Origin of the sequence: Streptomyces canarius, from assembly GCF_014650735.1 — a bacterium.
GTDB classification, from domain to species: Bacteria; Actinomycetota; Actinomycetes; order Streptomycetales; family Streptomycetaceae; genus Streptomyces; species Streptomyces olivaceoviridis.
In genome coordinates, this window is record NZ_BMVN01000005.1 from 379,483 (window position 1) to 391,015 (window position 11,533).

An 11,533-nucleotide genomic window follows, 5' to 3' on the forward strand; every position below is an offset into this window, starting at 1 on the left:
ACCGGTTCGTTCACCGCCCGGACGATTGACAGGTGCACGCAGGGTGCCTAAGTTCGCCAATACACCCGATGTATTGACGATCCGTCAGGTCTGGAGGACGACGATGGCCTCACAGTCGGACAAGCGCTCACCCGTGGCCCGCAGATCCGTGCTCGGTACCGCGCTGGGCGGAGCCGCGGTGGCGGCACTGCCGGGGGCGGCGCACGCGGAGCAGGCGGGGACGGGCGGGGACGCCGGCCCGGCGGGCGGCCGACGGCCGTGGCGGCTCCGCTCAGCCCTGGCCGACGACAGCGCCTGGGAGACGTTCCTGCGCGGCCAGGATCTGCTGTGGAGCCGGCTGCCCGCCCTCTGGCACGAGGGTCCCTTCCTGGGCGACGGGCTGCTCGGCAGCATGATCTACCGGGAGCCGGACGCCCACCAGATCCGGTTCACCGTCCAGCACGGCCGGGTCCAGGACCACCGGCCCGAGTTCGGCAGCGGCTGGGGCACCTGCCGGCTGCCGGTCGGACACCTCACCCTCGAACCGGTCGGCACCATCACCGCCGTGGACTGGCGGTTGAGCCTGTGGAACGCCGAGCTGACCGGCACCGTGACCACCACCGCGGGCACGCTCACCCTGGCCGCCCTCATCCACGACGAGGTCCTGGCGGTCCGCGTGACGGCGAGCGGCGGCGAGCGGGTCACCTGGGCCTTCCACCCCGAGGAGGCCGTCAGCCCCCGCAGGATCCAGGAGGCCCCGCCCGCCGGCTACACCGGCAACCCGCCCTGGACCACCCGGACCACCGCAGACGGCACCGAACAGGTGCTCCAGCCGCTCACCGGGGGCGGGCAGACGGCCACCGCCTACCGCCGCACCGGCGACGAACTGCTGCTCAGCGTCGGTCACAGCTTCCCCTCCGGAACCGCCGCCGAGGCCGACTCGCTGCGCAACCTGCGGCGCGGGACGTCGTACGCGGCCCTCAGGCGGCGGCACGTGAGCTGGTGGCACGCCTTCTACCGGAAGAGCTTCGTGTCGTTCCCCGACCAGCGGTTGCAGAGCTTCCACTGGATCCAGCTCTACAAGGTCGCCTCCGCCAGCCGCGCGGGCGGCCCCGTCATGGCCACCAGCGGGCCCTGGCTGGAGCCGACACCCTGGCCCGCGGTCTGGTGGAACCTCAACGTCCAGCTGGAGTACTGGCTCATCCACGGCTCCAACCACCTGGAGCTCGACGCGCTCGCCGGCACGCTGCGGCAGAACCAGGAACAGCTCATCGCCAACGTCCCCGCCGCGTACCGCAAGGACAGCTCCGGGATCGGCCGCAGCTCCGACATGTTCGCGAACCGCTCCGTGGGAGAGCCGGGCACCGGCGCCGAGACCGGCGACCTCACCTGGGCGCTGCACAACGTGTGGCTGTCCTACCGGCACAGCATGGACAAGGCCCTGCTGCGGGACACGATCTACCCGGTGCTGCGCCGGGCGATCAACTACTACCTGCACTTCCTCACCCCGGGCAGCGACGGCAAGCTCCACCTGCCGAGCACGCTCTCGCCGGAGTACCCCGTCGTGCCGCCGCAGGACACCAACTACGACCTGGCGCTGATCCGCTGGGGCTGCCGGACGCTCCTGGAGTCGGCCGAACTCCTCGGCGTCCAGGACGAGTCGGCGCCACGCTGGCGGGACGTGCTGGCCCGGCTCACGCCGTACCCGGTCGACGACAACGGGTTCATGATCGGTGCCGACACCCCGTACGCGCAGTCCCACCGGCACTACTCGCACATGCTGATGGTGTACCCGCTGTACCTGGTCAACTGGGACCAGCCCGAGAACCGCGAGCTGATCACGAAGTCGGTGACCCACTGGCACGCGCTGACCGGCGCCCACCGGGGCTACAGCTACACCGGGGCCGCGTCGATCCACGCCATGACCGGCGACGGTGACACCGCGCTCGGCTACCTGCGGAAGTTCTTCGACCCCACGACCCGCTACCCGTGCCGGGCCAACACGCACTACACCGAGGCCGGTCCGGTGATCGAGACGCCGCTGTCCGCCTCGCAGTCGCTGCACGACATGTTCTGCCAGAGCTGGGGCGGGGTGATCCGCGTCTTCCCGGCCGTCCCCTCGGCGTGGGCGGACGTCACCCTGCACGACTTCCGCACGCAGGGCGCCTTCCTGGTGAGCGCCGTCCGCACGGCGGGCGTCACCCGGTTCATCCGGGTGAGGAGCCTGGCCGGCGAGCCGCTGAAGCTCCGGCACGGCCTGAGCGGAACCCTCACCGTGCTGCTGGACGACGGCTCCCCGGCGCACACCCGGGACCTCGGCGACGGCACCCTCGCCATCGACCTGCCCAAGGGCCGCGAGGTGCTGGTCCATTCCGGCTCCCGCCCCGACCTGGTCATCGCCCCGGTGGCCGTCAGCGAACCCGGTCCGGCGTGGGGGTTGCCGTAGCGGCCGTCCCCCTCGCTACGGCCCTGCCCCGCACGGGGCCGTACGGCCGTCCCCCATCGCCGGTCCGGCCGGCGCGGCACGGCGTGTCCGTCCCCGCCCCGTCCGCCTCGCCGGACGCCGTGCGCAGCCCGTCCCACGCCCCGCTCCACCCCCGCAGGGCACCGCGCGGCCGTCCCTGCCCGTCTCCCACTTCCACCCCCATCACCCGGGAGGGTTCCCATGGCGGTTCCGATCAGGACCGCGGTCGCCACGCTGTGCGCCGGGCTGGCGGCCTCGCTTCTCGGCGGCGGGCCCGCGCGGGCCGGCCAGGACACCGGCTCCGCCGCGCACGTCTGGACCGTGTCCGCGCCCGGGCCCGGCGCGGCGGCACAGGCACCACGCGCCCGCGTGTCCCTGGACGACACCACCGGCACCCTGGACCTGTCGGTGTCCCGCGGCGGGCGGACGGTCATCGAGCCGTCCGCCGTCGGCATCCGCACCGAGCGGGCCGATCTCTCCCAGGGCCTGCGGTTCCTGCACCGCACGGACCGGCTGGTCGACGAGCGCTACCGGACGAAGTCCGGCAAACGGCTCGACCGGCGGTCCCTGATGAACGAGACGCGGCTGTCGTTCGGCACCGCCGCGGGCGCCCGGTTCGACCTCGTCGTCCGTGCCGCCGCCGACGGTGTCGCCTACCGGTACGTACTGCCCGGGGGATACGGCGACGTGCTCGGCGAGACCTCCGCGTTCACCCTGCCGGCGGACGCGCGCGCGTGGCTCAGCGCCTACCGGGTGGACAACGAGGGCCAGTTCACCGAGTACTCCGCCGGCACCGCGCCCACCGGCTCCTACTCGGACCAGGCGCTGTTCGCGACCGACGGCGGCTACGCCCTGCTCGCCGAGTCGGGCCTGACCGGTGCCTACTCCGGTGCCCGGCTCGCGCACGACCAGGGCAGCGGCACCTACCGGGTCACGCTCGCCGACGAGCGGATCCACGGCACCGGGGGTCGGCTCGCCACGCCGTGGCGGGCGATGGTCACCGGCAGCCTGGCCACCGTCACGCGGTCCACGTTCACCGACGACCTCGCCCCCGCCTCCCGGGTCACCGACACCTGCTGGATCCGGCCCGGCACCGTGCTGTGGACCTGGCTCGCCGGAGGCCGCGCGGCCGGCCAGAGCCTCACGGCGCAGAAGGCGTACGTCGACTACGCCGCCGCACGGCACTGGCCGTACGAGGCCGTCGACGCGGGCTGGTACTTCAAGAGCGACCAGTGGGACACCACCGACCCCGACTGGCAGACGAACAGCTGGCTGCCCCTGCTCACCGCGTACGCGCGGGCCAAGGGCGTCGGGATCGTCGTCTGGATCCACCAGCGCGACCCGACACGCCCGAGGAACGCGCCCAGTGGCTGCCCACGCTGGAGCGGTGGGGCGTCAAGGGCGTCAAGATCGACTTCATGAACTCGGAGTCGCAGTCCATGCTCCAGTGGTACGACGCCCTCCTCAAGGAGACGGCCGAACACCACCTCATGGTCGACTTCCACGGTTCCACGATCCCCAAGGGCATCCAGCGCACCTGGCCGCAGGTCATGACCATGGAGGGCGTCGGTGGCGAGGAGAAGCGCACCAACACGTCCGCCCACCTGACCACCCTGCCGTTCACGCGCAACGTCCTCGGCTCCATGGACTTCACCCCCGGCGGCTTCCAGCGCGTCGGCCTGCGTCCGAACTCCGACGCGGCCGAGGCCGGACTCGCCGTCGTCTACGAGTCGGGGCTCCAGATGCTCGCGGGCAGCCCGGAGTCGTACGACGCCCGGCCGCTCGCCCGGGACTTCCTCGCCCAACTGCCCGCCGCCTGGGACGACACGCGGCTGCTCGCGGGCGCACCCGGGCGGGAGGCGGTCCTCGCCCGGCGCGGCGGCGACCGCTGGTTCCTGGGCGGGGTGTACGCGGGTCCCGCGCGCGGGGCCGGGGTGCCGCTGTCCCTCGGGGCGGGACGGTGGCTGGTCGAGACGATCCGGGACGGCGCCGACGGGCTGGTCCAGGACAGGCAGGTGGTGCGCGGCGGCGACACGCTCGGCGTCGATGTCGTCGCGGGCGGCGGTTTCGCCGGGATCGCCTGCCGCTGGCACCCGGGGGTCACCACCTGCCACCGCTGAGGCCGGCGCCGGTCGGCCGTCGTGGGTATGGACCTTCTCGGTCCTTCCCGGCACGGTGGTGGGCACTCCGGCCGGGCGGTGCCGTCGACCGGTCACCGCCCGGCTCCCCCACCTCCGACCCCCAGGGGCTGACCTCATGCCGATGCCACCAGCCGCGCTGCGACTCGCCGTCACCGCCGTGGCACTCCTCCTCACGGCCACCACCGGCGCCGGCGCCGCGGCCTCCGCCGCCGTGCCGCCGCGCACCGCGCCCGCCCGGGTCGCCGTCGACACGCCGGATCCGGCCGCCTGGTCCGCGCCGTTGTCGACCCGGGGGCGGTACATCGTCGACGCGCACGGCGACCGCTTCCGGCTGAAGGGCGCCAACTGGGACGGAGCGCAGGGCTCCTGGACCGGCAGCGGCAGCGCCACCGACCCGGCCAACCATCACGCCGGACAGGACTCGCACGGCATACCGCTCGGCCTGGACCGCGTACCGCTGACCCGACTGCTGGCCGACTTCCACCAGCTGGGGATCAACACCATCCGGCTGCCGTTCTCCAACGAGATGATCCACAGCACGGCGCCCGTGCCCGACGGCGCGGTCGCGGCCAACCCCCAACTGCGCGGCAGGACACCGCTGGAGGTCTACGACGCCGTGGTGGAGGCGCTCAGCCAGAGCGGTTTCGCCGTCGTGCTCAACAACCACACCAACACCTCCCGGTGGTGCTGCGGCATCGACGGCAACGAGCGCTGGAACAGCGGGCAGTCCACCGCGCGGTGGGCGGACGACTGGGTGTTCATGGCCCGCCGCTACGCCTCCGTGCCGCGCGTGGTCGGCGCCGATCTGTACAACGAGGTCCGGCGTGACGTGCTGGACGACCCCAACTGGGGCCTGGGGGACGACCACGACTGGTACGGCGCGGCCCGGCTGGCCGCCGACCGCATCCTCACCGAGGCGAACCCGCGCCTCCTCATCGTGATCGAGGGCATCAACTGGACCGGTGTGCCCGTGGACGGACTCCCCCACGGCCGGCCGGTGCTCACCCCCGCGCGCACCCTGTCCCACACCCTCGTGGACGCCCGCAAACTGGTCTACTCCGCCCACTTCTACGGCTACACGGGCCCCCGCCACAGCGGCGCCACCGGTATCGGCGAGACCCACGACGCCCGCTACCAGGACCTGTCCCGCGCCGAGTTGGCCGCGGCGCTGGACGACGAGGCGTTCTTCGTGGAGGAGACCGGCCGGCACTACACCGCGCCCGTCTGGGTGAGCGAGTTCGGCATCGGGTCGGGCGAGACGAACACGGCGGCCCGCACCTGGTTCGGCCATGTCACCGACTACTTCGCGGACCACGACGCCGACTTCGCGTTCTGGCCCCTGGTCGGCTTCGAGGGCCACGACGACTGGGCCCTGCTGCGCTACGACACCGCGGGGCACCGCTCCGGCATCCTCGACCCCGGGGACTGGCGCGCCACCGCGTGGCAGCGTCTGATGTCCGCGCCGGGCACGACCGGCCCCGTGGCGTCCGTCCCGCTCTGGCGCATGCTGAGCACCGATCACGGAGACGCGGTGACGTCGCCGCGGGTGCGCGCCACGGGCGACTGGGATCCGGGAGCGTACAAGGCGGCCTGCCCCGACGGTACGAGGCTGGCCGGGCTGAGCCACACCGGCGGGCGCGGTCTGTGCACCGACGCCGGGGCGGGAGAGCTGCGCGCCGCCGACGCCCGCCAGACGGTCGTCACCGATGAGCGGTACGTGCCGGGCGGCGGGGACTGGGCGTCCGGGTACACCAAGTACCAGTGCCCGGCCGGGGAGTTCCTCATCGGCTACAGCCTGCGGGGAGAGCGCGTGTCGGCGGCGCTGTGCGTCCCGGCGCGGACCGCGCTGCCGGGCGCCGGGCGCACGGTGTGGTTCGACCGGTCCGACAACCGTCCCGCCGACGGCGCCGGCGGGGACTTCGCGGGCGGCGCCTTCAAGGGCCAGTGCGCGGGGACCGAGTACGCCGCCGGGATCGCCTTCACCACCCGCGTGGGCAGCCGCCCCGGCCCGGCGGCCCTGCTGTGCCGCCCCCTGCCCTGACCACCGGACCCCTCCCGCACGAGCCCGGCGACCAGCTCGGCCCGCTCGGCATGGGCTCTGAGCGCGGGCAGATGACTGCCGGTGACGATGGCGCCGGTGCCGATCACGGCGACCCGGCGGCGGGGTGCGGGCAGGGACATGCGGCGCTCCTCGGAGATCGGCGGGACGGAGGCGGCGAAGGCGACGGAAAGCGCTTGCCGCCATGCGGGACGACCTTAGGGGCGGGGCATGGTCAGAACAACCCCCGTGCCAGGGGGTGGCCGACGCGGCGACCGGCCGGACGGCGGCCGGACGGCGGCCGGACGGGTCCCTGCCCGGGGCACCGCCGGCCGGCCACCGCCCGGCCGGCGGACACACCGGCGGCCTCAGGTCAGGGCGTTCCGGATCCGGTGCAGGATCTCCCGCAGGATGCCCTCCGACGTCCCGAAGTTGAGCCGTACGAAGCCCTCGCCCTCCGCTCCGAACGTGCGGCCGTCGTGGAGCAGGACCCGTGCCTCCTTCAGGAAGAAGGTCTGCGGGTCGGTGTCCAGGTCCAGCTCACGGCAGTCGAGCCAGGCGAGGAACGTCGCCTGGGGCGTGCGGTGGCGCACACCGGGCGGAAGCTCCTCACCGACCAGCGCGGCGTTGCGCGCCAGGACCGTCCTCAGCTCCGCCAGCCAGGCGTCCCCGTCCCGCCAGGCGGCCAGGGTGGCCGCGACACCGAAGGTGTTCGGTTCGCCGTACAGATGCGTGGGGTGCGCCAGCGCCTCGCGCACCCCGGCCGCGCCGACGTGGGCGACGGCGCAGCGCAGTCCCGGCACGTTGAACGCCTTCGTGGCCGAGGCCAGGGTCACCGTGCGCGCGGCCACCTCGGCCGAGAGGGAGGCGAACGGGAGGTGCCGGTGCGGGGCGTGGACGAGGTCGGAGTGGATCTCGTCCGCGACGACCAGCAGGCCGTGGCGGAGGGCGAGCCCCGCCAGTGTCCGAAGTTCCTCGCGGCGCAGCGCGCGTCCTGTCGGGTTGTGTGGGTTGACCAGCAGCAGCACCCGTGCGGGCCGCTCCCGCAGTTCCCGGTCGAGCCGGTCGGCGTCGAACGTCCAGGTGTCACCGTCCGGTGTGTACGGCACCGGGTGCAGGCGTCGCCCCATGCTCGCGATCGTCTCCAGGAACGGCGGGTAGGCCGGGGTGTGCACCACGACGCCGTCGCCGGGCCGCGTGGCGACGTGCAGTACGGCCTGGAGGCCCTGGTTGATGTCGGTGAACTCCCTGACGTGCGCGGCGTCGAGCACCCAGCCGTGGCGTTCGCGCATCCGCTCGGCGAAGGCGTCCCGTAGGGGGTTCGGGACGGACCGTCCGTCCCAGGAGGGGTAGCCGAGGTCGTTGTCCACGCACCGCGCCAGGGCCGCACGCACGGCGGGGGCCGGCGGGAAGTCCGTCTCCGCGATCCACGCCGGGAGTACGTCCGGCTCGACGCGGCTCCACTTGGCTCCGGGCCGCCGGGACAGCGCGCGGACGTCCAGGTCGTCGAACATGGGGTGCCTCTCTGCTGCCATCCGTCCATCCTGCCGCCGGCGAGACGTGGACACACCCCTCTGTCCGGCGACACGTCATCCGGCCACCGGCGCCGGCCGTACCGCGAGGTGCCCGCCCAGGTGCAGCCGGGCGACCAGGCCGGCGCAGCCGAGGCCGGTCGCGGCCAGGGCCGCCCACGGCAGCCAGCGCACCCCCGTGTCGAACAGCGCGCCGACGGCGAGGTTGCCCAGCGAGATCGCGATGCCGGAGGCGGTGTTGTAGGCGCCGTAGTACGTCGCGACGAGCCGGTCGCTGGAGAGCCGTACCACGGTGTCCATCTCGAAGGGGTAGAGCAGCGCCCCGCCCCAGGCCAGCAGGACCGCGCACAGCGTCAGCGCGCAGAGCCCGGCCGGCGCGCCGTAGGAACGGGGCAGCAGTGGCAGGAAGGCGACGCCCATGACCACGAGCCCCCACACGACGGCCCGCGGTCCGGACAGGGTGCGTTGCGCCCACGCGGTCAGCTTGAGCTGGCCCGCCAGCGCGGCCAGCGCCGACGCGGCGAAGACCACGCCGGTGACCCATCCGGTCCGCTGGCCGAAGAGCGCGCGGGCGTGCAGCGGGAGGGCGAGGTAGACCTGGAAGGCCAGGACGTAGGAGCCGCTCATGGCGACCGCGAAGAGCAGGAAGGGGCGGTTGGCGGTGACGGCGCGCCAGTCGGCGGCGACCGCCCGCCAGGCGGGTCCGGTGCCGCGGCCGGCGGGGGGCCGGGCGGGCAGGGCGCGGGACTGCACCACGGCGAGGACGCCGAAGACGGTGGCCGCGACCGTGCACACCGCGCTGAAGTTCCAGGTCAGCAGGGCCAGTCCGGCGAGCGGGCCGACCAGGATGCCCGCCTGGTAGAAGATGTTGAACGCGGCGAACGCCGCCACCCTGCGCTCCTCGCCGGCGTCCGCCGCGAGATACGCGCGGACGGCCGGGTTGAACAGCGCGCCCGCCAGGCCGGTCAGCGCCGACGCCGCCACCAGGGCGGGGAGCGAGTCGGCGACCGCCAGCAGCCCGAAGGCGACCACGCGCAGGGCGCACCCCGTGAGGATCATCGGCTTGCAGCCGTAGCGGTCGGCGAGGGTGCCGCCGACGAGGAACATGCCCTGCTGGGAGAAGGTGCGCACCCCCAGCACCAGGCCGACCGCCCAGGCGGCGAGGCCGAGGCCGTGGGCCAGATGGTCGGCGAGGTAGGGCATGAGCATGTAGAAGCCCAGGTTGATGGCGAACTGGTTCACCATCAGCAGCCGGGCCGGCCGGTCGAAGGAGGCCAGCGGGAGCCGTAGCCGCTTCACCGGGCACCCGCCTTCGTCAGGTCGCGCGCGAGCGGGTCGCGGACCCGGTCGCAGCGCGTCCACCGGGTCACGACGCGCGCGTCCGGCTCGGCGATGTCGTCGGGCTCCGGCGGCGGTGTCCGCCCGAGGAGGCCGTGCTCGCGGCACCAGCCGTCGTCGTAGACCGTGTGCAGGTAGCGGTGCGGGCCGTCGGGGAAGACCGCGGCGATCCTCGTCCCGGCGGGGTACGTCCGCGCCGCCCATCCGGCCACCAGCGCCACCGCTCCGACGCTCCAGCCGCCGGAGGCGTAGTGCCGGCGGGCGAGTTGGCGGCAGGCCCAGACCGCCTCGGCCGGGGCCACCCAGTGGACCTCGGCGAAGGCCGCGTAGGCGACGTTGTCCGGGTGGATGCTGGAACCGAGGCCGCGCATCAGCCGGGGCCCCGCCGGCTGGCCGAAGATCGCCGAGCCGACCGAGTCCACCCCGATGAGCGTCAGGCGCGGGAATGCCTCACCCAGTACGGCGGAGACGCCGGCGGAGTGTCCGCCCGTGCCGACCGCCGTCACCAGCACGTCCACCCAGCCGAGTTGGGCGATCAGCTCGGCCGCGAGGGGGCGGTAGGCGGCGGCGTTGTCGGGGTTGCGGTACTGGTCCGGGCAGTAGGCGCCGGGGGTGCGGGCCAGCAGTTCGGTGACGCACGCGCGGCGCGCCTCCTGCCAGCCGCCCTCGGGGTGCGGCGCGGAGACCTGGAGGACGCGTGCGCCCCGCGCGGTGAGCAGGCGGGCCATGGCCGGTTCCATGCCGGGGTCGGTCACGACGGTCACCGGGTGGCCGTAGGTCAGCCCGGCCAGGGCGAGGCCGAGGCCGAGCGTGCCGCTGGAGGACTCGATGATCGGCGCGCCCGGCGCGAGGTCGCCGCGCCGGCGGGCCTCGCGGACCATGTGCAGGGCGGGCCGGTCCTTGAGGCCGCCCGGGTTGGCGCCTTCCAGCTTGGCGTGGAAGCCGCGGCCGGGCGGGGCGAAGGGTTCGTCCACCCACAGGACCGGGGTGTCGCCGACGAGGTGGGCGGGGCGGCGGGCGGTCCGGAGGCGGGGGGTGCGGGTCCGGAAGGGTTCGGGCAGGGGTTCCGGGAGGACTCCGGGCAGGGCTTCGGGGAGGAATCCGGGCAGGGAGGGGTGCATGGCGTACGGCTCCTTCGCGCCCGGCGGCCGTGCGGCGGGCGCTGTAGGGGTGGGGGGTGGCGCGCGAGGCACGCCCCGTTCCGCGCGGGGGCGGGGGCGTGCGGGCGCGGGCCTACTGCCGTAGCACGCTGACGAGCGCGAGCGAGGAGCTGTGCGCACAGGAGGGGGAGACACCGGGCGGGCTGCGCCGAGCGGCGTGTGTGAGAGGCCCGCGGAGCCCGGCGGGAAGGAGCGGCTGGTGCGTCTCGCCGTCGAGGGCGGTGTCGTCCAGGGCGGCACGCGGCCGGTCCGCCGTGTGGTCGACGTGCCCGTCCGCCGCGTGCCGGTGCTGGGGCGGTCCGTTCGAACCCGTCTCGTCGGCTCCGTCCGTGATCTGCCGGACGTCCTGGGTCACCAGGGCACTAGGGTCCGGGCCGGCGAAGGAGCAGGCGTGCACCGCGCCGGAGAGGTGGGCGGCGATCACCAGGACCAGCCCGACCAGCAGGGCGGCACGACGGGAGCGCCCCGCGCGTCCGCCACCGCTGCCCCACGACATGATCACAGCCTCACAGTAATCACGTGGTGACGGCATGTCACATCGACGGGGGCGCGATTCGCCCGCGAGGGGGGCTTCGGCGCCTACCGCCACTCACACCCGCGAGGGCTTCGACGCCCACCGCCGCCCACGCCCGCAAGGGCTTCGACGCCCACCGACACCCGCGCCGGGGGCGGGGCCTCGTCCGACGAGCACCCGAGCACCGCTCGCACCCGGCGCGCGCCGCCGACGGCACCTGGTCCGCGCCCTCGGCCGAGGCCGGCGTCTACGGCCCGCCCGGTGGCCCCGCGCTCCGGACCTCACCGCTCCCCCGGTGCCCGGCTAGGGTCTGTTGTGAAAGTGCTGGTCACAGCCACTCGTTGATGGCTGCGACCAGCACGGTCGC

Annotated in this window: 6 protein-coding genes and 2 pseudogenes; 3 read left to right on the forward strand and 5 right to left on the reverse strand. The window is 74.3% G+C overall.

The features are described from left to right. Window positions 1–103 precede the first annotated feature (103 nt). The 3 genes and pseudogenes from IE294_RS10705 to IE294_RS10715 all read left to right on the forward strand — a co-directional run bounded on the left by IE294_RS10705 (window position 104) and on the right by IE294_RS10715 (window position 6,625). Complete coding sequence (locus tag IE294_RS10705; protein ID WP_189884627.1) at window positions 104–2,425, forward strand: glycosyl hydrolase family 95 catalytic domain-containing protein; 2,322 nt, start codon at window positions 104–106, stop codon at window positions 2,423–2,425. Window positions 2,426–2,644: 219 nt separating this feature from the next. Next, window positions 2,645–4,563, forward strand: a pseudogene (locus IE294_RS10710) (glycoside hydrolase family 97 protein). A 136-nt stretch (window positions 4,564–4,699) separates the two neighbouring features. After that, the gene (locus IE294_RS10715) at window positions 4,700–6,625 is read left to right on the forward strand and encodes a glycoside hydrolase family 5 protein (RefSeq protein ID WP_189884628.1); all 1,926 of its coding nucleotides are present in this window, start codon (window positions 4,700–4,702) and stop codon (window positions 6,623–6,625) included. 20 nt (window positions 6,626–6,645) lie between these two features. Here the strand turns inward: IE294_RS10715 and IE294_RS47485 are convergent. The 5 genes and pseudogenes from IE294_RS47485 to IE294_RS10735 form a co-directional block, all read right to left on the reverse strand. Next, window positions 6,646–6,765, reverse strand: a pseudogene (locus tag IE294_RS47485) (gfo/Idh/MocA family oxidoreductase); the annotation flags it as partial. A 225-nt stretch (window positions 6,766–6,990) separates the two neighbouring features. Next, window positions 6,991–8,157 carry a MalY/PatB family protein gene (locus tag IE294_RS10720; RefSeq protein WP_229917109.1) on the reverse strand — a complete coding sequence of 389 codons (1,167 nt, stop codon included), beginning with the start codon at window positions 8,155–8,157 and terminating at the stop codon, window positions 6,991–6,993. Window positions 8,158–8,211: 54 nt separating this feature from the next. Continuing rightward, a complete protein-coding gene (locus IE294_RS10725; protein WP_189884629.1) occupies window positions 8,212–9,453 on the reverse strand; it encodes an MFS transporter in 1,242 nt (413 codons plus the stop codon). Then, window positions 9,450–10,613, reverse strand: coding sequence for a pyridoxal-phosphate dependent enzyme (locus IE294_RS10730; RefSeq protein WP_189884630.1), 1,164 nt, complete (start codon window positions 10,611–10,613; stop codon window positions 9,450–9,452). Before IE294_RS10730 ends, IE294_RS10725 begins: the two co-directional genes overlap by 4 nt. 112 nt (window positions 10,614–10,725) lie before the next feature. Further along, window positions 10,726–11,148, reverse strand: coding sequence for a hypothetical protein (locus IE294_RS10735; RefSeq protein ID WP_229917110.1), 423 nt, complete (start codon window positions 11,146–11,148; stop codon window positions 10,726–10,728). Window positions 11,149–11,533 lie beyond the last annotated feature (385 nt).